This window comes from Micromonospora sp. L32, from assembly GCF_052068055.1.
GTDB lineage: Bacteria > Actinomycetota > Actinomycetes > Mycobacteriales > Micromonosporaceae > Micromonospora > Micromonospora purpureochromogenes.
Genome location: NZ_JBQHDD010000017.1, coordinates 18,649 through 42,150 on the forward strand (window position 1 = coordinate 18,649; position 23,502 = coordinate 42,150).

At 72.9% G+C, this 23,502-nt stretch carries 23 protein-coding genes; 8 read left to right on the forward strand and 15 right to left on the reverse strand.

The features are described from left to right. Window positions 1-31 precede the first annotated feature (31 nt). From ACTMTB_RS29755 to mug, 6 genes are all read left to right on the forward strand, one after another. Entirely contained in the window at window positions 32-604 is a 573-nt protein-coding gene (locus ACTMTB_RS29755) for a TetR/AcrR family transcriptional regulator (protein WP_154936047.1), read from the forward strand. 108 nt (window positions 605-712) lie between these two features. Beyond that, window positions 713-1,606, forward strand: coding sequence for a TIGR04222 domain-containing membrane protein (locus ACTMTB_RS29760; RefSeq protein ID WP_441149497.1), 894 nt, complete (start codon window positions 713-715; stop codon window positions 1,604-1,606). Beyond that, a complete protein-coding gene (locus ACTMTB_RS29765) occupies window positions 1,603-2,421 on the forward strand; it encodes a DUF692 domain-containing protein (RefSeq protein WP_441149476.1) in 819 nt (272 codons plus the stop codon). Before ACTMTB_RS29760 ends, ACTMTB_RS29765 begins: the two co-directional genes overlap by 4 nt. A 20-nt stretch (window positions 2,422-2,441) precedes the next feature. Beyond that, window positions 2,442-2,927, forward strand: a complete 486-nt coding sequence (locus ACTMTB_RS29770) for a hypothetical protein (protein ID WP_441149477.1) — start codon at window positions 2,442-2,444, stop codon at window positions 2,925-2,927. A gap of 47 nt (window positions 2,928-2,974) precedes the next feature. Continuing rightward, window positions 2,975-3,736 carry an SDR family oxidoreductase gene (locus tag ACTMTB_RS29775; protein WP_441149478.1) on the forward strand — a complete coding sequence of 254 codons (762 nt, stop codon included), beginning with the start codon at window positions 2,975-2,977 and terminating at the stop codon, window positions 3,734-3,736. Between the two features lie 209 nt (window positions 3,737-3,945). Next, window positions 3,946-4,467, forward strand: a complete 522-nt coding sequence (gene mug, locus ACTMTB_RS29780; RefSeq protein WP_441149479.1) for a G/U mismatch-specific DNA glycosylase — start codon at window positions 3,946-3,948, stop codon at window positions 4,465-4,467. Here the strand turns inward: mug and ACTMTB_RS29785 are convergent. The 4 genes from ACTMTB_RS29785 to ACTMTB_RS29800 form a co-directional block, all read right to left on the reverse strand. After that, window positions 4,464-6,443 (reverse strand): ABC transporter ATP-binding protein, encoded by a 1,980-nt coding sequence (locus ACTMTB_RS29785; protein ID WP_358009880.1) that lies wholly within the window; start codon window positions 6,441-6,443, stop codon window positions 4,464-4,466. The genes mug and ACTMTB_RS29785 overlap by 4 nt on opposite strands. Before the next feature lie 114 nt (window positions 6,444-6,557). Further along, window positions 6,558-7,325 carry an enoyl-CoA hydratase/isomerase family protein gene (locus tag ACTMTB_RS29790; RefSeq protein ID WP_441149480.1) on the reverse strand — a complete coding sequence of 256 codons (768 nt, stop codon included), beginning with the start codon at window positions 7,323-7,325 and terminating at the stop codon, window positions 6,558-6,560. Window positions 7,326-7,371: 46 nt separating this feature from the next. Then, entirely contained in the window at window positions 7,372-7,599 is a 228-nt protein-coding gene (locus ACTMTB_RS29795; protein ID WP_007462679.1) for a helix-turn-helix domain-containing protein, read from the reverse strand. A 550-nt stretch (window positions 7,600-8,149) separates the two neighbouring features. Beyond that, on the reverse strand, window positions 8,150-9,754 hold the full coding sequence (locus tag ACTMTB_RS29800; RefSeq protein WP_280840736.1) for an ABC-F family ATP-binding cassette domain-containing protein: 1,605 nt from the start codon (window positions 9,752-9,754) through the stop codon (window positions 8,150-8,152). Between the two features lie 244 nt (window positions 9,755-9,998). Between ACTMTB_RS29800 and ypfJ the strand changes: the two genes are divergently transcribed. Further along, the gene (ypfJ, locus tag ACTMTB_RS29805; RefSeq protein ID WP_441149498.1) at window positions 9,999-10,913 is read left to right on the forward strand and encodes a KPN_02809 family neutral zinc metallopeptidase; all 915 of its coding nucleotides are present in this window, start codon (window positions 9,999-10,001) and stop codon (window positions 10,911-10,913) included. Between the two features lie 114 nt (window positions 10,914-11,027). Here ypfJ and ACTMTB_RS29810 read toward each other — a convergent pair whose 3' ends face one another. Then, window positions 11,028-11,714 carry a TMEM175 family protein gene (locus tag ACTMTB_RS29810; RefSeq protein ID WP_441149481.1) on the reverse strand — a complete coding sequence of 229 codons (687 nt, stop codon included), beginning with the start codon at window positions 11,712-11,714 and terminating at the stop codon, window positions 11,028-11,030. Between the two features lie 57 nt (window positions 11,715-11,771). Beyond that, a complete protein-coding gene (locus tag ACTMTB_RS29815) occupies window positions 11,772-12,431 on the reverse strand; it encodes an acVLRF1 family peptidyl-tRNA hydrolase (RefSeq protein WP_441149482.1) in 660 nt (219 codons plus the stop codon). Window positions 12,432-12,559: 128 nt separating this feature from the next. Between ACTMTB_RS29815 and ACTMTB_RS29820 the strand changes: the two genes are divergently transcribed. Then, the gene (locus ACTMTB_RS29820; protein WP_441149483.1) at window positions 12,560-15,838 is read left to right on the forward strand and encodes a penicillin acylase family protein; all 3,279 of its coding nucleotides are present in this window, start codon (window positions 12,560-12,562) and stop codon (window positions 15,836-15,838) included. 10 nt (window positions 15,839-15,848) lie between these two features. On the opposite strand, the gene ACTMTB_RS29825 is transcribed toward ACTMTB_RS29820, so the two are convergent. The 9 genes from ACTMTB_RS29825 to ACTMTB_RS29865 form a co-directional block, all read right to left on the reverse strand. Continuing rightward, window positions 15,849-16,472: a LysE family transporter gene (locus ACTMTB_RS29825; protein ID WP_441149484.1), complete on the reverse strand. Its 624-nt coding sequence runs from the start codon at window positions 16,470-16,472 to the stop codon at window positions 15,849-15,851. A 225-nt stretch (window positions 16,473-16,697) separates the two neighbouring features. Further along, window positions 16,698-17,132 carry a metal-sulfur cluster assembly factor gene (locus ACTMTB_RS29830; protein WP_210776281.1) on the reverse strand — a complete coding sequence of 145 codons (435 nt, stop codon included), beginning with the start codon at window positions 17,130-17,132 and terminating at the stop codon, window positions 16,698-16,700. After that, window positions 17,129-17,602 (reverse strand): Fe-S cluster assembly sulfur transfer protein SufU, encoded by a 474-nt coding sequence (sufU, locus tag ACTMTB_RS29835; protein ID WP_154943622.1) that lies wholly within the window; start codon window positions 17,600-17,602, stop codon window positions 17,129-17,131. The genes ACTMTB_RS29830 and sufU overlap by 4 nt, the downstream gene beginning before the upstream one ends. Beyond that, a complete protein-coding gene (locus tag ACTMTB_RS29840; protein WP_210776280.1) occupies window positions 17,602-18,906 on the reverse strand; it encodes a cysteine desulfurase in 1,305 nt (434 codons plus the stop codon). Before ACTMTB_RS29840 ends, sufU begins: the two co-directional genes overlap by 1 nt. Before the next feature lie 25 nt (window positions 18,907-18,931). Beyond that, window positions 18,932-19,705, reverse strand: coding sequence for a Fe-S cluster assembly ATPase SufC (gene sufC / locus ACTMTB_RS29845; RefSeq protein ID WP_179805760.1), 774 nt, complete (start codon window positions 19,703-19,705; stop codon window positions 18,932-18,934). After that, window positions 19,705-20,031, reverse strand: coding sequence for a non-heme iron oxygenase ferredoxin subunit (locus tag ACTMTB_RS29850; protein ID WP_280840730.1), 327 nt, complete (start codon window positions 20,029-20,031; stop codon window positions 19,705-19,707). The genes sufC and ACTMTB_RS29850 overlap by 1 nt, the downstream gene beginning before the upstream one ends. Next, window positions 20,031-21,173 carry a Fe-S cluster assembly protein SufD gene (gene sufD / locus ACTMTB_RS29855; RefSeq protein WP_441149485.1) on the reverse strand — a complete coding sequence of 381 codons (1,143 nt, stop codon included), beginning with the start codon at window positions 21,171-21,173 and terminating at the stop codon, window positions 20,031-20,033. The genes ACTMTB_RS29850 and sufD overlap by 1 nt, the downstream gene beginning before the upstream one ends. A gap of 90 nt (window positions 21,174-21,263) precedes the next feature. After that, on the reverse strand, window positions 21,264-22,694 hold the full coding sequence (sufB, locus tag ACTMTB_RS29860) for a Fe-S cluster assembly protein SufB (RefSeq protein ID WP_210776277.1): 1,431 nt from the start codon (window positions 22,692-22,694) through the stop codon (window positions 21,264-21,266). Next, window positions 22,691-23,413 carry a helix-turn-helix transcriptional regulator gene (locus ACTMTB_RS29865; protein ID WP_346539861.1) on the reverse strand — a complete coding sequence of 241 codons (723 nt, stop codon included), beginning with the start codon at window positions 23,411-23,413 and terminating at the stop codon, window positions 22,691-22,693. Before ACTMTB_RS29865 ends, sufB begins: the two co-directional genes overlap by 4 nt. Window positions 23,414-23,502: the final 89 nt, after the last annotated feature.

A 23,502-nucleotide genomic window follows, 5' to 3' on the forward strand; every position in this document is an offset into this window, starting at 1 on the left:
GTAACGCAGGGTCAGCTGGAACGATCGACCCGTGCCCAGAGTAAGTCAGGACCAGCTCGACGCGCGCCGACAGGAGATCCTCGCCGCGGCGCGGGCCTGTTTCGCCCGGCACGGCTACGAGGGAGCCACCGTGCGCCGGCTGGAGGAGGCCACCGGGCTGTCCCGGGGCGCCATCTTCCACCACTTCCGTGACAAGGACTCGCTCTTCCTCGCCGTGGCCGAGGACGACGCGGCGGCCATGGTGGAGACCGTGGCCCGCAACGGCCTCGTCCAGGTCATGCGGGACCTGCTGGCCCGGGCGATCTCGCCGGACACCACCGGCTGGCTGGGCAGCCAGCTGGAGGTCTCCCGCCGGCTGCGCACCGACCCGGCGTTCGCCCGCCGCTGGGCCGAGCGCTCGGCCGCCATCGCCGAGGCCACCCGGGACCGGCTGGTCCGGCAGCGGGAGGCCGGGGTGCTGCGCGAGGACGTCCCGATCGACGTGCTGGCCCAGTTCCTGGAGCTGGCGTACGACGGCCTGGTGCTGCACCTGGCGATGGGCCGGCCGGCCGGCGACCTGGGACCGGTGCTGGACCTGGTCGAGGAGGCCGTACGCCGGCGCTGACCGCCGGACGTATCGGCTTGGTAACTCGGTCCGCACGGCGGTCGGCGCGTGGCGGCCCTGCTCCACAATGAGGCCGCGGTCCCCTCGCGTGACAGGAGCAGAGCCATGATGCTGGCGGCCGACACCTGGGGCACTTCCGGCCCGACGTTCCTCCGGTTCTATCTGCTGGCGGCCCTGGTGGTCGTCGTCGGCTCGATCGTGTACCGGTCCCGGATCCTCGCCGGTCAGCCGGCGGCCGGGGCCGGCCAGCTCGGGCCGCAGCAGGTCGCGTACCTCAACGGCGGCGACCAGCTCGCGATCTGGACGGCGCTGGGCGGCCTGCGCGGCTGCGGCGCGGTCGGGGTGCGCCCCGACCGGCGGCTCACCACCGGCGGCCCGCCGCCCAGCGGCCTCACTCCGCTCGACCAGGCGGTTCTGCACGCCGCCCGGAACGGTCTGCACGCCCGGGAGCTGGCCCGCGAACAGCGGGTCTCTCACGCCCTCACCGAGCTGCGCGAGGGCCTGCAGCGGCAGGGCCTGGCGCTGCACCCCGAGCAGCGCACCGCGGCCCGACGCGGCGCGTGGCTGGTGGTCGCCCTGATGGCGCTCGGCGCGGCCCGGGTCGCCGCCGGGCTGGCCAACGACCGACCGGTCGGCTTCCTGCTGCTCGCCGTCCTCGCCCTGATCGTCCCGCTGGTGCTGCTTTCCCGGATGCCGTGGCGGACCCGCGCGGCCGACACCGCGCTGCGTGAGCTGCGCCGGAGCAACATCCACCTCTCCCCCGCGTCCGCACCCGCCTACGCCACCTACGGGGCGGCCGGGGCGGCCATGGGGGTGGCTCTGTTCGGCACCGCCTCGCTCTGGGCCCTGGACCCGGGCTTCGCCGAGCAGGCGGAAATCCAGCGGCAGGCGCTGAACAGCAGCGGTGGCAGCGGCGGCGGCTCCTGCAGCGGCGGCAGTTCCTGCGGTGGCGGCGGTGGCGGCGGCGGCGGTTGCGGCGGCGGTGGCGGGTGCGGCGGATGACCGGTCCGAGCGGGGTGGGCATCGGCTGGCGGCCGGAGATCGCCGGGTTCGTCGCCGAGCTGCCCGGGGTGCGCTTCGTCGAGGTGGTGGCCGAGTCGATACCGTCGACCGGCCCGCTCCCGCCGGGGCTCGCCGAGCTGCGCGGACGCGACGTCACCGTCGTACCGCACGGGGTGCGGCTCTCCCTCGGCGGCGCGGAACCGGTCGACCCGGCCCGGGTGACCCACCTGGCCCGGATCGCCGAACTCCTCGACGCGCCGCTGGTCAGCGAGCACATCGCGTTCGTCCGGGCCGGCGGCCTGGAGGCCGGCCACCTGCTGCCGCTGCCGCGCACCCGGGAGGCGGTGGCCGCCGTGGTGGCCAACGTCCGGCGGGCGCAGGCGCAGTTGCCGGTGCCGATCGCCCTGGAGCCGATCGCCGCGCTCTTCGACTGGCCCGACGACGAGCTGGACGAGGCGGACTTCCTCACCGAGATCCTGGACGCCACCGGAGCGACGCTGCTGCTCGACGTCGCCAACGTGCACGCCAACGCCCGCAACCGGGGCGGCGACCCGCTCGCCCTGCTCGACCGGCTCCCGCTGGACCGGGTCGCCTACGTGCACGTGGCCGGCGGTGCCGAACGGGGCGGCTTCTACCACGACACGCACACCGACCCGGTGCCGCCGGAGGTGCTCGACCTGGTCGGCGCGCTCTGCGCCCGCCGCCGGCCCCCGGCGCTGCTGCTCGAACGCGACGGGCACTACCCGCCCGCGCCCGCCCTGCGGGCCGAGCTGGACGCGCTCGCCGCCGCCTCCGGATTCCCGGTGGTCACATGAGCGACATTCCCGGTGGTCACATGAGCGACCGGACGGTCGCCGGTCCGCCCGACGATGGGCCGGGCGGCGAACTGAGCGCCCGGCAGGCGGCGCTGGTGGCGGCGCTGGTCGCCGGGGCGCCGCTCCCGGCCGGCTTCGCGCCCGGGCCGGTGCGGGCCGCCCGGGTCGCCCTGCTCGGCAAGCGGGCCGGCGAGGTGGCCCGGCACTGGCCGCTGCTCGCCGCCGCCCTCGGCGACGCCTGGTGGGACACCTTCCGCGAGTGGGCGGCCGACCGCCCCAGCAACGGCTCGCTGCGCGACGGCTGGGACCTGGCCCGCACGCTGCGCGAACGGGGCACGCTGCCCCCGCTCGGCGCGGAGGAGCTGGTCGCCCGCGAGGCGGGCAGCCGCTACGACGGGCACCACCCGCCGCGACCCCGCCGGCTGCCGGCCGTCGCCCGCGCCGGCGGCGCCGTCGCGGTGCAGCTCGCCGGTCGGGTACGCCTGCTGCGCCCCGCCCGGCGCTGACCGCCCACCCGGTGCGGCCGGTAGGCGGGTACGGCAGGATCGGCGGCATGGATCTCGGACTCACCGACCGGGTGTACGTGCTGACCGGCGCCTCCCGCGGCCTGGGCTTCGCCACCGCCGAGTGCCTCGTGGCCGACGGCGCGCGGGTGGTCCTCTCGGCCCGCGCCCCGGAGCGCGTCGCCGAGGCCGTCGAGCGGCTCGGCGGTCCCCGGCACGCCATCGGGCTCACCGCCGACCTGGCCGACCCGGAGACGCCGCAGCGGCTAGTGGTGGCGGCGCGGGAGCACTTCGGCCGGCTGGACGGCGCGCTGGTCTCGGTCGGCGGCCCGCCCCGCGGCACCGCCGCCCAGGTGACCGACGAGCAGTGGCGGCAGTCCTTCGAGACGGTCTTCCTCGGCAGCGTCCGCGCCGCCCGTACGGTGGCCGGCGCGCTCACCGACGGCGGCGCGATCGGGCTGGTGCTCTCCACCTCGGCCCGCGGCCCGGTGCCGGGCCTCGGCATCTCCAACGGCCTGCGTCCCGGCCTGGCCGGGGTGGCCAAGGACATGGCCGACGAGTACGGCCCGCGCGGCGTGCGGGTGCTCGGCCTGCTGCCCGGACGGATCATGACCGACCGCAACCGGGAACTCTTCGCCGCCACCGGGGACGCCGAGGCGGCCCGGGCCGAGGCGGAGGCCGGCATCCCGCTGCGCCGGATCGGTGACCCCGCGGAGTTCGGGCGGGCCGCCGCGTTCCTGCTCTCCCCCGCCGCGAGCTACGTCACCGGGGTCACCGTGCCGGTCGACGGCGGCGCGCTGCGCGGCCTGTGAGCCCCGCCGACCGCTCCGACGACCCGGCCGGTGCCCGGCCGGGTCGCCCGGCTGCCCGGGCCGGGTCCGGGCCTCGGGGCCACCAGTCCGGCCGGCGGCCGGGGCCGACGTCCGGTCGGCCGCCCGCCGGCGCGCAGCCGGACGCGACGCTAGGGGCCTCCGGCGCGACGCGGGGAGCCTCCGGCGCGGGACGGCCGACGAAGGACGAGTTGGCGGCCGCGGCCGACCGGACCGTCCCGGACCTGATCGCGCCCGGGCTGGACGTGCTCTTCGTCGGCATCAACCCCGGGCTCTGGTCGGCGGCCACCGGCTGGCACTTCGCCCGACCCGGCAACCGCTTCTGGCCGGCCCTGCACCGGGGCGGCTTCACCCCACGCCAGCTGCACCCGAGCGAGCAGGACCAGCTCCCCGGCCTCGGCCTGGGCATCACCAACATGGTGGCCCGGGCCAGCGCCCGCGCCGACGAGCTGACCCCGGCGGAGCTGGTGGCCGGGGCGGAGGTCCTGACCGGCAAGGTCGCCCACTACCGGCCGGCCTGGGTGGCGGTGGTCGGGGTGACCGCGTACCGGATCGGGTTCGCCCGGCCGAAGGCCGGTTTCGGCCCGCAGCCGGAGACGCTGGCCGGGGCCCGGCTCTGGGTGCTGCCGAACCCGAGCGGCCTGAACGCGCACTTCACCCCGGAGACGCTCGGGGCGGCCTTCGGAGAGCTGCGGGCGGCCGTCGCCGGTTAGTTGGCTGCGGCCGGGGGCAGCGCCTCCTGGGCGACGTACGTGCCCAGCGGCACCGTGGTGATCACCGGCTCGGGCTCCGTCGCCGCGTACGGCGCCGGCGAGTCGGCGACCGCGAACTGGGTGCGGTACAGCTCGGCGTAGAGCCCGCCGACCGCGACCAGCTCCTCGTGCCGGCCCCGCTCCACGATCCGGCCGTCGTCGAGGACCAGGATCTGGTCGGCGTCGCGGACGGTGGAGAGCCGGTGCGCGATGACCAGCGCGGTACGCCCGGTCAGCGCGACCGCCAGCGCCCGCTGCACCGCGGCCTCGCTCTCCGAGTCCAGGTGGGCGGTGGCCTCGTCGAGGATCACGATCGACGGCGCCTTGAGCAGCAGCCGGGCGATGGCGATGCGCTGCTTCTCGCCGCCGGAGAAGCGGTAGCCGCGCTCACCGACCATCGTCTCCAGCCCCTCGGGCAGCGCCCGGACCAGGTCGGCGACCTGCGCGCCGGCCAGCGCCGCCCAGATCTCGTCGTCGGTGGCGTCCGGCTTGGCGTAGCGCAGGTTCTCGGCGATCGTCTCGTGGAACAGGTGCGAGTCCTGGGTGACCACGCCGATCTCGTCGCGCAGCGAGGCGAGGGTGGCGTCGCGGACGTCCACGCCGCCGACGCGCACCTCGCCGTCGGTGACGTCGTAGATCCGGGAGATCAGCATGGACAGCGTCGACTTGCCGGCGCCGGAGGGCCCGACCAGGGCCACCATCTGACCCGGCTCGACGGCGAACGACACGCCCTTGAGCACCGGTTCGTTGACCGTACGGTCCAGGGTGGCGACCTCCTCCAGCGAGGCCAGCGACACCTCGGCGGCGGCCGGGTAGCGGAACCGCACGTCGCGGAACTCGACCCGCCCGTTGCCGCGCGGCACCGGCACCGCGTCCGGCTTCTCCTCGATGCCGGGGCGCAGGTCCAGCACCTCGAAGACCCGGTCGAACGAGACCAGCGCGCTCATCACGTCCACCCGGACGTTGGACAGCGCGGTCAGCGGGCCGTAGAGGCGGGTGAGCAGCAGCGCGAGGGTGACCACGGTGCCGGCGCTGACCGCGCCGGTGACCGCGAGCCAGCCGCCGAGCCCGTAGGTCAGGGCCTGTGCCAGCGAGGCGACCAGCAGCATCGCCACGAAGAACGTCCGCGAGTACATGGCCGACTGGATGCCGATGTCGCGGACCCGCTCGGCCCGGCCGGCGAAGCGGCGGGCCTCGATCTCGGGCGAGCCGAAGAGCTTGACCAGCAGCGCCCCGGCCACGCCGAACCGCTCGGTCATCGTCGCGTTCATCTTGGCGTCGAGGTTGTACGACTCCCGGGTGATCTCGGCCAGCCGCTTGCCGACCCGCCGGGCCGGGATGATGAAGATCGGCAGCAGGACCAGCGAGAGCGTGGTGATCTGCCAGGAGAGGGTGAACATCACCCCAGCGGTCAGCACCAGCTGGATGACGTTGCTGACCACCCCGGAGAGGGTGGAGGTGAACGCCCGCTGGGCGCCCATCACGTCGTTGTTGAGCCGGCTGACCAGCGCGCCGGTCTGGGTGCGGGTGAAGAACTGCAACGGCATCCGCTGCACGTGGTCGTAGACCCGGGTGCGGAGGTCGAGGATGATCCCCTCGCCGATCCGGGCGGAGTACCACCGCTGGGCGAGGGAGAAGAGGGCGTCGGCGACCGCCAGCGCGGCGATCACCAGCGCCAGGCGGACCACGGTCGCCCCGGCCTCGGCGCCGCCCCGGGTGATGGCGTTGATGACCTTTCCGGCCAGCACCGGGGTGGCCACCCCGATGATCGCGGCGATCACCACCGTGATCAGGAAGACGACGATGTCCCGCCGGTACGGCCCCGCGAAGGCGACGATCCGCCGGGCGGTGCCCCGCTTGAGCCGGTGCGCGGAGACCTCGTCGCTGCTGCGCATCGACCGGAGCATGCTCCACCCGGCCATGCCCCCACCGGACATCGGGTTGGACATCGGTCACCTCCGGGATCTGCGGCAGCGCGCACCGTCGGGTTCGATTCTCCCGACGACTACGACAACCTCAGTAGTAACCCGGATCTTCCCGAACGGTCCTTACTATTCTCCCCGTCCGGCGAGGTCGCGCAGGCGGCGGGTCTGCGCCTCCCGCTCGGCGCGCTGCTGGTCGGCGTGCGAGCGGCCGGCCGCGCCGGCGAGCAACGCCTTGATCTCGACCACCGCGTCGCGGTTGTTGGCCAGCAGCCCGGCGGTGAGGTCCCGTACCGCGCCGTCCAGGTCGGGGGTGGGCACCACCAGCGTGGCCAGCCCGATGCGGTCCGCCTCGGCGGCGTCCATCCGCCGGCCGGTCGCGCAGATCTCCAGGGCCCGCGAGTAGCCGACCAGCTCGACGAGGCGCTTCGTCCCGGCGAGGTCGGGCACCAGGCCCAGGGTCACCTCGGCCATGGAGAGCTTGGCGTCCTCGGCGAGCACCCGCAGGTCGCAGGCGAGCGCCAGCTGGAAGCCGGCGCCGATGGCGTGCCCCTGCACGGCCGCCACGGAGATCACGTCGGGGCGGTGCAGCCAGCTGAAGCCGCCCTGGAACTCGGCGATCCGGTCGGCGCACTCCTGCTCGGGCAGGGTCGCCAGCTCGGCGAACGAACCCGGCCCGGACGCTCCGGCCACCGACAGGTCGAGGCCGGCGGAGAAGGACCGCCCCTCGCCGCGCACCACGACGACGCGCACGTCGCCAGGGAGATCCCGCGAGAAGTCGCTCATCGCGCGCCACATCGCCGGGATCTGGGCGTTGAGCACGTCGGGCCGGCACAACGTCACCGTCGCCACCGGCCCGTCGCAGTCGAGTCGTACCCCGGTCGTCTCGGCGGTCACCGGACGGCCCGGAACACGACGCTGATGGACGACGCTGGTGGGCGGGTCACGCCTTCTTGCGGCGCCGGGCGCCGCCGCGCTGCCGCAGCTGGACGCCGGACTCGGTGAGCACCCGGTGGATGAACCCGTAGGAACGTCCGGTCGAGGCCGCGAGCGCGCGGATGCTCTCACCCGAGGTGTACCGCTTTACCAGGTCCTTGGCGAGCGTCTGACGCTCGGCTCCGACGATCCGGCGACCCTTCTCAGTGCTGGTGGCTGTGCCAGTGGCTGCCATGCTGATTCCTCACGTCCCAGACTGTGCGGTTCGGATACGGTCCCACCTATTAGACCGCCTCGAACGATCATGCGCCAGATATCAACTCTTCGCCAACCGACACGCTATGCGATGTCAGCTTCCCGATAGAGTGATCCTTCCGACCGGCCCCGCAGGACGTGCGCGCCGGGGCCGGTCGGAGCCCGCAACGCGGCCCGTACCCTGCCTGGCGTCACCGACCCGCTCACCGCCGCGGCCGGCGCGGCCCTGGTGTTCGCCACGACCAACGTGGACGACATCGTCGTGCTCACCGTGCTCTTCGTGGCCGCCCGCGCCACCGGCCGGCCCCGGCCCTGGCGGATCGTGGCGGGCCAGTACCTGGGCATCGGCGCGCTGGTCGCGACCGCCCTGGGGCCATTTGAGCCCGCCCGTCGGGCGCGGCCCCGTCCGGCCGCCGTGATCGACCCCGTTACGGCGAGGTGGCGGGGTCGGGACGCTACCGACACCGCCACGTCGCCGTCATGGAGTCGATCATGCTGGCGGGCGACGACAGCGGCGCCGGACGGGCCCGTCAGGCCAGTTCGACCAGTTCGAGCAGGTCGTCGCTCCAGGCGTCCTCGTCGCCGTCGGGGAGCAGGATCGCGCGGTCGGGCTTGAGCGCGAGCACCGCGCCGGGGTCGTGGGTGACCAGCACGATCGCGCCCGGGTAGTTGGCGATGGCGTCGAGCACCTGCTCCCGGCTGACCGGGTCGAGGTTGTTGGTCGGCTCGTCCAGCAGCAGCACGTTGGCCCCGGAACAGACCAGGGTGGAGAGGGCGAGCCGGGTCTTCTCGCCGCCGGAGAGCACCCCGGCCGGCTTGTCCACGTCCTCCCCGGAGAAGAGGAACGCACCGAGGATCTTGCGCAGGTCGGTGTCGGACTGCTCGATGGCGGCGGCCCGCATGTTCTCCAGCACGGTCCGCTCGACGTCCAGGGTCTCGTGCTCCTGGGCGTAGTAGCCCAGCCGCAGGCCGTGCCCGGCGTGCACCTCGCCGGTGTCCGGCGTGAGCAGGCCGCCGAGCATCCGCAGCAGGGTGGTCTTGCCGGCGCCGTTGAGCCCAAGGATGGCGACCCGGGAACCACGGTCCACCGCGACGTTCACGTCGGTGAAGATCTCCAGCGAGCCGTACGACTTGGAGAGGCCGGTCGCGGTCAGCGGGGTCTTGCCGCACGGCGCCGGGGTGGGGAAGCGCACCTTCGCCACCTTGTCGGAGACGCGCACCTCCTCCAGGCCGGAGATCAGCTTCTCGGCGCGGCGGGCCATGTTCTGCGCGGCGACGGTCTTGGTGGCCTTCGCCCGCATCTTGTCGGCCTGGGCCATCAGGGCGCCGGCTTTCTTCTCGGCGTTGGCCCGTTCGCGGCGGCGGCGCCGCTCGTCGGTCTCCCGCGCCTCCAGGTACGCCTTCCACCCCAGGTTGTAGACGTCGACCACCGAGCGGGTGGCGTCGAGGAACCACACCTTGTTGACCACCGACTCCAGCAGCGCGCCGTCGTGGGAGATGACGATCAGGCCGCCCTTGTGGTTGGCGAGGAAGTTGCGCAACCAGGTGATCGAGTCGGCGTCGAGGTGGTTGGTCGGCTCGTCGAGCAGCAGGATGCCGCCGCCGTTCTCGCCGGCGTCGCGGAACAGGATCCGGGCCAGCTCGATGCGGCGGCGCTGGCCGCCGGAGAGGGTGCCGATGGTCTGGGCGAGCGCCCGGTCGGGCAGCCCGAGGTTGGCGCAGATCCGGGCCGCCTCGGCCTCGGCGGCGTACCCGCCGAGGGCGGCGAACTGGTCCTCCAGCGCGCCGTAGCGGCGGACCAGCTTGTCGTCGGCGTCGTCGGCCAGCTTGGCCTCGATCTCCGTCATCTGGGCCATGAGCACGTCCAGGCCGCGGGCGGAGAGCACCCGGTCCCGCCCGGTGACCTCCAGGTCGCCGGTACGCGGGTCCTGCGGCAGGTAGCCGATCGCGCTGCGCCGGTCGATCTGGCCGGCGTACGGCTGCCCCTCCCCCGCCAGCACCTTCAGGGTGGTGGTCTTGCCGGCGCCGTTGCGGCCCACCAGGCCGATCCGGTCACCGGGCTGCACCCGCAGGGTGGTGTCGGACAGCAGGATCCGGGCGCCGGCACGCAGCTCCAGGCCGGTGGCAGTGATCATTTTCCGGTACTCGCTCTCGGGGTCTGGAAGGGCTGACTCAGGGCACGCGAAACGGCCGGCGGGCCCGATGGACCGTCGGCGCGGGGCGGTTCAGCCTTCGCAGAGCAGCACGAGGCAAGTGTACCGGGCCGGCTTCGGCGCCCCGCCCGGATTACCGAGCAAGATCATCGGGTACCGAAACGCCGTCCGGACCCGGTCCGGTACCGCAACCACCAAACGTGATGAATCGGTGATCGGGGTCAACATGGAGCTGAACGAGAACGCGCAGATCGACACCAGTCAGGTGGACGATCGGCGAGGGTCCGGCGGGGGCGGCGGGATGGGCATCCCCATCCCGGTCGGCGGCGGTCGCGGAGGGATCGTCGGCATCATCATCGCCGTACTGGTCGCGCTGGTCGGCGGCGGCTTCGGACTGAACGCCGCGACCAACGGCGGCGGCGGTGAGCAGGGCGACAACACGTCGCTGCAGCAGAAGTGCTCGGCCGACGACGCGCTCCAGCAGCTGGACTGCCGCAACACCGCGTACGTCAACTCGATCCAGGCCTACTGGCAGGCCGCGCTGCCGGAGAAGTTCGGCGAGCAGTACCGGCCGTCGAAGACGGTCTTCTTCAGCCAGGGCGTGAACACCGGCTGCGGCCAGGCCGACTCCGGCGTGGGCCCGTTCTACTGCCCGGCCGACGACCTGGTCTACATCGACCTGACCTTCTACCGGGTGCTGGCCGACCAGCTCGGCGCGGAGGGCGAGTTCGCCCAGCCGTACGTGCTGGCCCACGAGTACGGCCACCACGTGCAGGACCTGCTCGGCACCGAGGCGCAGATGCGCCGCCAGCAGCAGCGCGACCCGGACAACGCCAACGCGCTGTCGGTGAAGCTGGAGCTGCAGGCCGACTGCTACGCGGGCGCCTGGGCGAAGAACGCCACCGGCACCGCCGACGCGAAGGGCCAGAAGATCTTCAAGAGCGTCAGCGAGCAGGACATCGCGCAGGCGATCGACACCGCCGAGAAGATCGGCGACGACGCCATCTCGGAGCGCGCGAACCGCCCGGTGAACCCGGAGGAGTTCACCCACGGCTCCTCCGCGCAGCGCAAGGAGTGGTTCAGCCGCGGCTACGACAGCGGCGACCCGAAGTCCTGCGACACCTTCGGCGGCAGCCTCTGACCGCCCCGGTCCGAGGCATCCGGCGGCGGCCGGTGGGTTCCCCACCCACCGGCCGCTGTGGCGTTTTCGGATCACCGGTTCCGGCCGCGTCCGGCCAGCATGGCTTTCGTCGAGTCAGGTTCGCCGTCGACCCAACAGCCGCCGGTGACTGCGCCGCCTGAGGCCCTGGCTCGTGACGGCGTGGTAGATGATCATGACGATGATCCCGATCAGGCCCACTACGGGGTTGACGAACCAGCCGACTGCGGCGCTGCCGCCGTAGAGGATCATGCCGGTGATGGGGCGGGCCCGTTGGGCGTGCAGGTGCTCGGGGGAGATCTCGGGTGCCAGCAGTGCGGGATGGCGTTCCAGGTAGGCGAAGAAGGCCAGCCAGGGCACCGACATCAGCGCGGCGGACAGTGCGTACAGGACCACCGCCACCCGCTGGTCGGCGGTGCCCGCTTGGGCGAATGCCGACGCGAGCACCGCGGTGGGAAACGGGATGATCACGGCGCCGAGCAGGAGGGCGAGGTTGATCCAGTTGAGTGCGAGGTTCGTCCGGCCGACCAGGAGCAGCAGCGCGTGGTGGTTCAGCCAGAGCACACCGATGTAGACGAACGAGATCACGAAGGCGAGATAGGCGGCCTTCTCGTGCAGGAGCGCGTCGAGCAGCCCACCGGATTCGTACGCCGGTGGGCGAAGTTCCAGCACCAGCAGGGTGATGACGATGGCGAACACCCCGTCGCTGAACGCCGTCATCCGGTCGGTCTCGGTCGTCGTCGTGCCCCGCGCCGCCGGCACGGCCCCCTCGCGTGCGGCCATTTCCGCAGGCTAGCGGCCGGAACGCAACGAGTTGGCCACGCCACACCGAGCAGCGGTTCAGTCGGCTTCGGGCGCGGCGTCGCGGACCAGGATCCGCACCGCGCGGGCCGCGGCGATCGCGGCGACCAGCACCGCGTGCCGGGGTTCGGGGACGTCGAGCAGCCGCTCGGCCCGCAGCGCGGCGAGCGGGGCCAACCGCCGGTCGGCGAGCACGGTGTCGACGGCCCGCCGGTCACCGCCGCAGACCAGCGCGCGCAGCGTCGCCGCCTCCGGCAGCAGCAGCCGTACGGCCAGCTCGGCCGCGTCGCCGAGGGCCGCCTTCGCCTGGTTGTCCCGCCGCCGGGCGAAGCGCTGCTGCGACCACCCGCCGGCGGCGGTGCGGCCCTGCACGTAGCGGGTGTCCACCTTGGAGACCACCAGGTCCTCCCCGACCGCGATGCCGACCGCCACCGCGCCCTTGCGGGCCAGCAGCAGGCCGATCCGGCGCGGCTCGGCCGCGGCGGCCACGAATTCGGGTACGTCCCGGGTGGGCGACGCCCCGGGCGGGGTGTGCAGCTCGGCGGTCGCGCCGTCCGGGGCGGCGAGCAGCAGGCCGTACCCGGTGAGGGTGGTGGTGGGCGGGCCGTGCCGGTCGGCGAAGCCCTCGACCCAGCGGGCGACGCGGGTCGGGTCGACCTCGACCCACCGGCCACCCCCGGCTGCGGGTCGACTGGTCATGGCCGAACGGTACCGAATTGCCGGACCACGGGCGGCACCCCACTCCGGGCCTTTCATGGGCATCGATGAACGCTTACCATCCGGTAACCGAATGTTTCTCGGATCCATCCTCCGTCTGCGAGGTACCCATGCAGCCACGCGGTCCCGTCCCACCGCACCCCGCCCGCCGCGCCGTCGCCCGCCGGTTGACCGCCGCCGCCGCGGCGTCGGTCACCGCGGCGGCCCTGCTCACCGTCTCCCCCACCGCCCCGGCCGCCGCCGCGCCCGCCGCCACCAACGCCACCACCAACGCCACCACCAGCGGTTTCGCCGCGGGCGACCACTGTCTCGGCGAGTGCTCGGACATCCTGCCGCCGGGGCAGAACGGCAACGCCACCCTCGTCGAGGTGCTCGCCAACCAGACCCTCGGCACCCTGCCCCGGCACGCCGGTGACCAGCTCGGCCGGTACGCCGACCTGGTCTACGGCTACGCGGGGCTGCGCGAGGACCAGCTCGGCGCGTTCTTCAACGACGCCGGCTTCGGGGTGCCGGCCGATCAGGTCGAGCGCCGCTACTCGCCGCGCGCCGACGTGACCATCGTGCGCGACCGGGCGACCGGCGTCCCGCACGTCACCGGCAGCACCCGCGGCGGCACCATGTTCGGGGCCGGCTACGCCGGCGCCGAGGACCGACTGTTCACCATCGACCTGCTGCGCCACGTCGGACGGGGCACCCTCACCCCGTTCGCCGGGGGCGCGCCCGGCAACCGGGCGCTGGAGCAGAGCGTCTGGCGCAACTCGCCGTACACCGAGGCGGACCTGGCGGCGCAGGTGGAGGCGCTGCGGCGCAAGGGCCCCCGGGGCGAGCAGCTCTACGCCGACGTGCAGGAGTACATCGCCGGTATCAACGCCTACATCGGGCACTGCATGGCGCACCGCAACTGCCCCGGCGAGTACGTGCTCACCGGGCACCTGGACGCGGTCACCAACGCCGGCGGGCCCGAGCCCTTCCGGATGACCGACCTGATCGCCATCGCCGGCGTGGTGGGCGGGCTGTTCGGCGGCGGGGGCGGCAACGAGATGCAGTCGGCGCTGGTCCGGCTGGCCGCGCGGGCCCGCTACGGCGTGGTCGAGGGTGACCGGGTCTGGACCGCCTTCCGCAGCCAGGAGAACCCGGAGACGGTGCTGACCCTGCACGACGGGCAGAGCTTCCCGTACGGTGGCGCTCCCGCGAACGCGTCCAGCGTGATGCTGCCGGACGGCGGCTCGGCCCGGATGGAACCCGTCGTCAGCGACGCCACCGGCGCGGCCACCGGCGCGGCCACCGGCGGGCCGTCCGAGCTGGCCGCCGCGTTGTCCGGGCTGACCATCGGCCGGGCCAACCGGGGCATGTCGAACGCGGCGGTGATCTCGGCCGAGCACTCCGCCACCGGCCACCCGATCGCCGTGTTCGGCCCGCAGACCGGCTACTTCTCACCCCAGCTGCTGATGGTGCAGGAGTTGCAGGGACCGGGGATCAGCGCGCGCGGCGCCGCCTTCGCCGGGCTCAACCTCTACGTGCTGCTGGGTCGGGGCCAGGACTACGCCTGGAGCGCCACCTCGTCGGCCCACGACATCACCGACACCTACGCGCTGCCGCTGTGCACGGTGGACGGCAGCGTACCCACCCTGGCCAGCAACCACTACCGCTACCGGGGCCGGTGCCAGCCGATGGAGGAGATCTCGCACGTCAACGCCTGGCGGCCCACCCTCGCCGACGGCACCGCCGCCGGGTCGTACCGGCTGGTCGCCCGGCGCACCGCGCTCGGCCTGGTCGCCTGGCGGGGCACCGTGGGCGGCCAGCCGCACGCCTTCACCCACCTGCGCTCCACCTACCGGCACGAGGCGGACTCGGCGATCGGCTTCCAGATGTTCAACGACCCGGCCGCGATGGGCGACGCCGCGGCGTTCCGCGAGTCCGCCGGCACCATCGGGTACGCGTTCAACTGGTTCTACGTGAACTCCACCCAGGCGGCGTACGCCAACTCGGGGCTCAACCCGGTGCGCGCGGCCGGGTCCGACCCGAACCTGCCGATGAAGGCCGACCCGGCGTACGAGTGGCGCGACTTCGACCCGGTCGCCAACACCGCCGCGTACCAACCGCTGGCCGAGCATCCGTACTCGGTGGACCAGGACTACTACGTGAGCTGGAACAACAAGCAGGCCAAGGACTTCGGCGCCGCCGACGGCAACTTCAGCTTCGGTCCGGTGCACCGGGCGAACCTGCTGGACCGGCCGATCCGGGCGGCGCTGGCGGACGGGCGCACCTTCGACCGGGCCACGCTGACCTCGCTGGTCGAGCGGGCCGGCCTGACCGACCTGCGCGGCGCCGAGGTGCTCGACGAGCTGATCCGGGTGCTGGAGAGCCAGCCGGTCACCGACGCCGACCTGGCCGCCGTGGTGGGCAAGCTCCGGGCCTGGCGTGCCGACGGCGCACTGCGGGTCGAGACGGCCCCCGGCGCCAAGGTGTACCGGCACGCGGACGCGATCCGGATCTTCGACGCCTGGTGGCCGCTGCTGGTCAACGGCCAGTTCAAGGCACCCCTCGGCCCGGAGCTGTACCAGGCGCTGGTCAACGCCATGCAGATCAACGAGTCGCCGTCCGGGCAGCAGCGCGGCGACGAGTCCACCCTGCCCACCTCGGCCAACGAGGCGCAGGGGCACAAGGGCTCGTCGTTCCAGTACGGCTGGTGGGGGTACGTCGACGCCGACCTGCGGGCCGTGCTCGGCGAGCCGGTGCCCGGCGGGTCGGACTGCCGGTACTGCGGCGGCGGTGACCTCGCCACCTGCCGGCAGATCCTGCTGGACACGCTGCGCGGCGCCGCCGCCCGGCCGGCGACCGAGGTCTATCCCGGCGACGCGAGCTGCGCGGCCGGCGACCAGTGGTGCGCCGACGCCATCGTGCAGTCCCCGCTCGGCGGGCTGAAGCAGCCCGTGATCGCCTGGCAGAACCGGCCGACCTACCAGCAGGTGGTGTCCTTCCCGGCCCGCCGCGGCGACGACCTGACCAACCTGGCCGCCGGCCGCCCGGTCACCGCCTCCAGCAGCCAGCTCTTCCTCCCGGCCAGCCGGGCGGTGGACGGCGATCCGGGCACCCGGTGGTCGAGCGGCTGGTCGGACCACCAGTCGATCACCGTGGACCTCGGTGCGGTCCGGCCGGTGGCCCGCGCGGTGCTGCGCTGGGAGGCGGCGCACGCCCGGTCGTACCGGATCGACGTCTCCACCGACGGCGTCGCCTGGCGGACGGTCTGGTCCACCACCGCCGGGGACGGCGGCACCGACAACGACCGGTTCGCCGCGACAAGCGCCCGCTACGTGCGGATGGTCGGGCTGACCCGGGCCACCTCCTACGGCTTCTCGCTCTGGGAACTGGAGGTGTACCCGCACTGAGCCGGCCGGCTCACCAGACCATCCGCAGCGCCAGCAGCACGATCAGCGCGCTGGCCAGCAGCGCGGAGACCAGCCGGCCACGGTCGGAGGTGAGCAGCCGGCCGAGCAGCGAGCCGCCGCCGGCGACCAGCAGTTGCCAGCTCGCCGAGGCGGCGAACGCCGCGGCCACGAAGACCACCTGGCCGGCGGGCGTCCAGCCACCGGACGCCTGCCGGCCGATCACCAGGGCCACGAAGTAGACGATGGTCATCGGGTTGAGCAGGGTGAGCGCCAGCAGCCCGGCGAAGGCCCGGCCGGGCGTGGCCAGACCCCGCTCGGCCGGCGCCGGGCCGGGCGGGCGACGGTGCCGGCGCACCGCGCCCACGGCGAGCTGCCCGGCGAGGAGGAGCAGGATCACGACGGCCGCCCAGCGCAACGGGGTCGCCACCGGGCGCACCAGGCCGGCGAGGGCCGCGCCGCCGAGCACGGCCAGCGCGGCGTAGAGGCCGTCCGCGGCGGCCACCCCGAGGGCGGCGGCGGCGCCGACCCGCAACGACGTACGGGCGGTGAGCCCGATGACCACGATGGCGATCGCCCCGACCGGCACCGCCACCCCGTAGCCGGCGAGCAGGCCGGCGAGCAGCGCGTCACCCATGGCGGCGGGTACCGGGTCGCAGTCGCCGCGGCACCGGCCGCTGTCGCCCGGCGGCGATGGCCGCGGCGACAGGGACGGTGCGGGAAGACTTCGACTCGATCACGTGGCGATTGTCGCCGGCCGCCGTCCGGGCACGCCACCGGTTATCCGTCGGTGCCGCCGCAGGTACGACAAAGGCCCCGACCTGAGGTCGGGGCCTTTCGTCCGGCCAGCCGGCGCGGTGGGTCAGACGTTGAAGCCGAGCGAGCGAAGCTGGTCGCGTCCCTCGTCGGTGATCTTGTCGGGGCCCCACGGCGGCAGCCAGACCCAGTTGATCCGGATGTCGTTGACCAGTCCCCCGCCGGGGCCGGTGGTCAGCGCCTGCCGGGCCTGGTCCTCGATCACGTCGGTGAGCGGGCAGGCCGCCGAGGTGAGCGTCATGTCCAGCGTCGCGACGTTCTCGTCGTCGACGTGCACGCCGTACACCAGGCCGAGGTCGACCACGTTGATGCCGAGCTCCGGGTCGACGACGTCCTTCATCGCCTCCTCGATGTCGGCGACGACGGCCTTGCCGCCCGCCGGCGTCGGAGCGCCGTCGGTCGCCACGGCGCCGGTCGCCGGCGTCGTGGCGGCGTCACCGGCCTCCGGCGTCGCCGCGGTGGCGGTGTCCTCGCTGTTCATGCCTTCACCTCCGTCGGGCTCACGCCCACGCCGGCGCGTGCCGCGGCGTCCTTGAACGCCATCCACGGCAGCAGCGCGCACTTGACCCGGGCGGGGTAGCGGGCGACGCCCGCGAAAGCCACCCCGTCACCGAGTACGTCCTCGTCCGGGGTGACCTGGCCACGCCCGGACATCAACTCGACGAACGCCTCGTGCACGGCGAACGCCTCACCCGCACCCCGACCGCGCAGCAGCTCGTGCAGCACGCTCGCCGACGCCTGGCTGATCGAGCAGCCCATCCCGTCGTACGAGATGTCGTCGAGCGTGTCGCCGTCGGTCGCCACCCGGACGGTGATCTCGTCACCGCAGGTCGGGTTGACGTGGTGCGCCTCGGCGACCCGGGCGTCCGGGTCGGCGTCGCGCAGGCCACGCCCGTGCGGGTGCTTGTAGTGGTCCAGGATGATCTCCTGGTAGAGCTGGTCGAGCTGCATCAGTCGAACACCTTCCGTGCCTGCTCGAGCCCCGCCACCAGGGCGTCGATCTCCTCCGTGGTGGTGTACAGGTAGAACGACGCCCGCGTCATGGCCGGCACGCGGAACCGCGTGCACACCGGCTTCGCGCAGTGGTGCCCCACCCGCACCTGCACGCCGAGCGAGTCGAGGACCTGCCCCACGTCGTGCGGGTGGATGTCACCGAGCGCGAACGAGATCGTCCCACCCCGGCCGACCGGCACCGTCGGTCCGAAGATCCGCAGCCCCGGCACGGTGGCGAGGGCGTCCAGCGCGTACGCCGTCAGCTCCTTCTCGTGCCACTGGATGGCGCGCATCCCGATGCCGGTGAGGTAGTCCACCGCCGCGCCGAGCGCGACCGCCTCGGCGATCGGCGGGGTGCCGGCCTCGAACCGGGCCGGCGGCGCGGCGAACGTCGAGCCCGCCATCGACACCGTCTCGATCATCGACCCGCCGCCGAGCACCGGGGGCATCGCGGCGAGCAGCTCGCCCCGGCCCCAGAGCACGCCGATGCCGGTCGGGCCGCACATCTTGTGGCCGGTGAAGACGATGAAGTCGGCGTCGTAGTCGACCACGTCCATCGGCATGTGCGGCACCGACTGCGAGCAGTCGAGCAGCAGCAGCGCACCCACCTCACGGACCCGCTGGGTGATCCGGGAGGTGGCGTTGACCGTGCCGAGGATGTTGGACATGTGCACCAGCGAGACGATCTTCGTCCGCTCGGTGACCAGCTCCTCCAGCCCCGACTCGTCCAGCCGCCCGTTGTCGGTGACCGGGAACCAGCGCAGGGTCGCGCCGGTGCGCTCGCAGAGCAGCTGCCACGGGACGATGTTCGAGTGGTGCTCCATCTCGGAGATCACCACCTCGTCGCCGGGGCCGAGCCGGAACCGGGGGTCGGCGTCGGGCCGCAGCGAGGCGTTGGAGAACGCGTACGCCACGATGTTGATCGCCTCGGTGGAGTTCTTGGTGAACACCACCTCGTCCACGCTCGGCGCGTTGATGAACGCGGCGATCTTCGCCCGCGCCCCCTCGTACGCCTCGGTCGCCTCGGTGCCCAGGGTGTGCACCGAGCGCGACACGTTGGCGTTGTGCATCGCGTAGTGCTCGGCGAGCACGTCGAGCACCTGACGGGGCTTGTGCGAGGTGTTGGCGCTGTCGAGATAGACCAGCCGGTGCCCGTTGATCTCCCGGTCCAGGATCGGGAAGTCGGCGCGCACTCCTGCCACGTCGAACCGTGGCACGTCGTCGTACTGCGGCATCCCGGACGGGATCGCGATGGTGGTCATCTCAGCCGGCCCCTGTCGTGTCGTGTCAGGCCCGCGCCGAACCGGCCCCGGCGGCGTACCGCTCGTAGCCCTCGGCCTCGAGCTTGTCGGCCAGCTCCGGCCCGCCCTGCTCGACGATCCGGCCGGCGACGAAGACGTGCACGAAGTCCGGCTTGATGTAGCGCAGGATGCGGGTGTAGTGGGTGATCAGCAGCACGCCGGTGTCGCCGGTGTCGCGGACCCGGTTCACGCCCTCGCTGACCACGCGCAGCGCGTCCACGTCGAGGCCGGAGTCGGTCTCGTCGAGGATGGCGATCTTCGGCTTGAGCAGCTCCAGCTGCACGATCTCGTGCCGCTTCTTCTCACCGCCGGAGAAGCCCTCGTTGACGTTGCGCTGGGCGAACGCCGGGTCCATCTGCAGGCGCTCCATGGCGCCGCGCAGCTCGCCACCCCAGGTGCGCAGCTTCGGCGCCTCGCCGTCGATGGCGGTCTTGGCGGTACGCAGGAAGTTGGCCACCGAGACGCCGGGGACCTCGACCGGGTACTGCATGGCCAGGAAGAGGCCGGCGCGGGCGCGCTCGTCGACGGACATGGCCAGCACGTCCTCGCCGTCGAGGGTCACCGAGCCGCCGGTGATCTCGTACTTGGGGTGGCCGGCGATCGAGTACGCCAGGGTGGACTTGCCGGAACCGTTCGGCCCCATGATCGCGTGCGTCTCACCCGAGCGGACGGTCAGGTCGACACCGGCCAGGATCGGCTTGAGCTCACCCTCGGGCAGCTTGACCGACACCTTCAGGTCGCGGATCTCCAGGGTGCTCATTATCGGGTCACTCCATTGCTCGGGGTCAGGCTGACGTAGATGTCGCCGTCGCGGACTTCGACGGGATAGACGGGGACGGGTTCGGTGGCGGGGAGCCCGGTGGGCTCGCCCGTCCGAAGGTCGAAACGGGATCCGTGCAGCCAGCATTCCAGCGTGCACCCCTCGACCTCACCCTCGGAGAGGGCGACCGCGGCGTGCGAGCACTCGTCGTGGACGGCGTAGAAGGTGTCGTCCTCGCCGTGCACGACCGCGATCGCGGTGCCGTCGACGTCCGCGCTGATCACGGTCCCCTTCGGCACGTCCTCGGTCGAGCAGATCTTGATCATCAGGCGCCCGCCTTGGCCAGCCGGGCCTCGATCGCGTCGCCGAGCCGCTCGCGCAGCTCCTCGACCGGGATCTTGTTGATCAGCTCGGCGAAGAAACCGCGCACCACCAGGCGACGGGCCTCGCCCTCCGGGATGCCCCGGGCCATCAGGTAGAACAGCTGCTCGTCGTCGAAGCGGCCGGTCGCGCTCGCGTGGCCGGCGCCGGCGATCTCGCCGGTCTCGATCTCCAGGTTGGGTACGGAGTCGGCCCGCGCGCCGTCGGAGAGCAGCAGGTTCCGGTTGATCTCGTACGTGTCGGTGCCGGTCGCCTCGGCGCGGATCAGCACGTCGCCCACCCAGACGGTGTGCGCGTCGTCGCCCTGCAGGGCGCCCCGGTAGCCGACGTAGCTGCGGCAGTCCGGCACGTTGTGGTCGACCAGCTGGCGGTGCTCCAGGTGCTGGCCGCCGTCGGCGAAGTAGACGCCGTACAGCTCGGCCTCGCCGCCCCGGCCGGTGTACTCCACCGAGGTGTACTGCCGGACCAGGTCGCCGCCGAGGCTGACCTGGATGTGCGTCACCTTGGCGTCGCGGCCCAGCTTGACCTTGAGGTGCTGGGCCTGCACCGCGTCGGCGGCCCAGTCGGCGACGGTGACCAGGATCAGCTTCGCACCCTCGGCCACCGACACCTCGACGTTGTCGGCCAGCGTGGCCGAGCCGACGTGCTCCAGCACCAGGGTGACCTCGGCGAACCGGCCCACGTCGACGAAGGTGTGCCCGAAGGCCAGCCCCTCGGCGCCGTCGCCGACCACCCGCAGGGTCACCGGCGCGCCGACCACGGCGTCCCGGGCGACCTCCACCAGCAGCGCGTCACCCGCGCCGCCGTACGCCAGGGCGCTGACCCGGTCGACCGGGGTGAGCACGCTGCCCACCCGCGGGTCGTCCGCGCCGATCCGCCCGACGGTGACGCCCTCGGGCAGGTCGCCGTACTCGTGCCGGAGCGTGGCGGTGGTGGCCTGCGCCTCACCGACCAGCCCGCGCAGCCGCTTGAGCGGGGTGAAGCGCCACTCCTCCTCCAGGCCGGTGAGGGCCGGGAAGTCGGCGACGTCGTACGAGCGGAGCGCCTGCGTCTTGGTGCTGGGCGGCGCGGAAGCCTGGGTAGTCATCTCTTCCTTGGTCTGTCTGTTCCGGGACGACGAGGTCGGGGCCTGGTGCGGCGGGCCGGGGTTGCCAGCCCGCCACGCGGGGCGGCGGCGTCAGCCGACCGCGCCCTCCATCTGGAGCTCGATCAGGCGGTTGAGCTCCAGGGCGTACTCCATCGGGAGCTCCTTGGCGATCGGCTCGATGAAGCCGCGCACGATCATCGCCATCGCCTCGTCCTCGCTCAGACCGCGGCTCATGAGGTAGAAGAGCTGGTCGTCGCTGATCTTGGAGACGGTCGCCTCGTGCCCCATCGACACGTCGTCCTCGCGGATGTCGACGTAGGGGTAGGTGTCCGAGCGGGAGATGGTGTCGACCAGCAGCGCGTCGCACTTGACCGTGCTCCGGCTGTGGTGCGAGCCCTCCAGCACCTGGACCAGGCCCCGGTACGAGGTGCGGCCGCCGCCCCGGGCGATCGACTTCGACACGATGGTGGAGGAGGTGTGCGGCGCGGCGTGCACCATCTTGGCGCCGGCGTCCTGGTGCTGGCCCTCGCCGGCCATCGCCACCGAGAGCACCTCGCCCTTGGCGTGCTCGCCGGTCATGTAGACCGCCGGGTACTTCATGGTCACCTTGGAGCCGATGTTGCCGTCGACCCACTCCATGGTCGCGCCCTCGTGGCAGACGGCGCGCTTGGTCACCAGGTTGTACACGTTGTTCGACCAGTTCTGGATGGTCGTGTAGCGGCAGCGCGCGTTCTTCTTGACGATGATCTCCACCACCGCGCTGTGCAGCGAGTCGGAGGAGTAGAGCGGCGCGGTGCAGCCCTCGACGTAGTGCACGTACGCGCCCTCGTCGACGATGATCAGCGTGCGCTCGAACTGGCCCATGTTCTCCGTGTTGATCCGGAAGTAGGCCTGCAGCGGGATCTCCACCTGCACGCCCTTCGGCACGTAGATGAACGAGCCACCGGACCACACGGAGGTGTTCAGCGCGGCGAACTTGTTGTCGCCGACCGGGATCACCGTGCCGAAGTACTCCTTGAAGATGTCCTCGTGCTCGCGCAGGGCGGTGTCGGTGTCCAGGAAGATGACACCCTGCTCCTCGAGGTCCTCACGGATCTTGTGGTAGACCACCTCGGACTCGTACTGCGCCGCGACACCGGCGACCAGGCGCTGCTTCTCCGCCTCCGGGATGCCCAGCCGGTCGTAGGTGTTCTTGATGTCCTCGGGCAGGTCCTCCCAGCTGGTGGCCTGCTTCTCGGTGGACCGGACGAAGTACTTGATGTTGTCGAAGTCGATCCCGGTGAGGTCCGCGCCCCAGGCCGGCATCGGCTTGCGACCGAACAGTCGCAGGCCCTTCAGCCGCAGGTCGAGCATCCAGGCCGGCTCGTTCTTCTTCGCCGAGATGTCCCGTACCACCGCCTCGTTGAGACCGCGCTGGGCGACCGCCCCGGCGACGTCGGGGTCGGACCAGCCGTACTCGTAGCGACCCAGGGCGGCGAGCTGCTCTTCCTGGGTCAGGGGCTGGACGATCTGCTCGGTCATCTATCTGTCCTCACAGTGGTGACGGTGTTACCGGACTGGGCACGCGGCTGGGCGGGAATGTGCGTGGTGCACACCCCGTCGCCGTGCGCGATGGTGGCCAGGCGCTGCACGTGGGTGCCGACCAGGCGGGAGATCACCGCGGTCTCGGCCTCGCACAGCTGGGGAAACTCGGCGGCCACGTGCGCCACCGGGCAGTGGTGCTGGCAGAGCTGGCCGCCGGAGGCGATCGTGGACGCGTTGGCAGCGTATCCCTCGGCGGTCAGCGCTCCCGCGAGCGCCTCCGCCCGGGCCATCGGATCGTCGCCGGCGCCCTCCATGGCGGCCCGGCAGCGGGCCTCCAGGGCGGCCACCTGGTCGGCGGCGAACGCCGCGACCGCCTCCGGCCCGCCGTTGCCGGCGATCCAGCGCAGCGCGGCGGTGGCCATGTTGTCGTAGTGGTGGGTGCCGCAGCGGACCCGGGCCGCCTCGGTCAGCAGGAAGACCTTCGCCGGGCGACCGCGCCCGCGGCTGCCGCGCACGGCCTGCTCGCGGGCGACCACGTCACCGTCGGCGAGCATCGCGTCGAGGTGCCGGCGGATCGCGGCCGGGCTGAGCCCCAGCGCCGAGCCGAGCTGGGCGGCGGTGGTCGCCCCCCGCTCCAGCAGCAGCTGGGTGACCCGGTCCCGGGTGGAGAGGTCGGTGGACGCGGCGGTACCGGCGACCGGGGCGGTCGCCGACAGGTGCTCAGGGAGCGCCGACGCGTTTTTCACAACGCCAACGTTACGTAATTCGCCGGAGGCCCGCAAACCCGGCGCCCGGTGATCCCTGA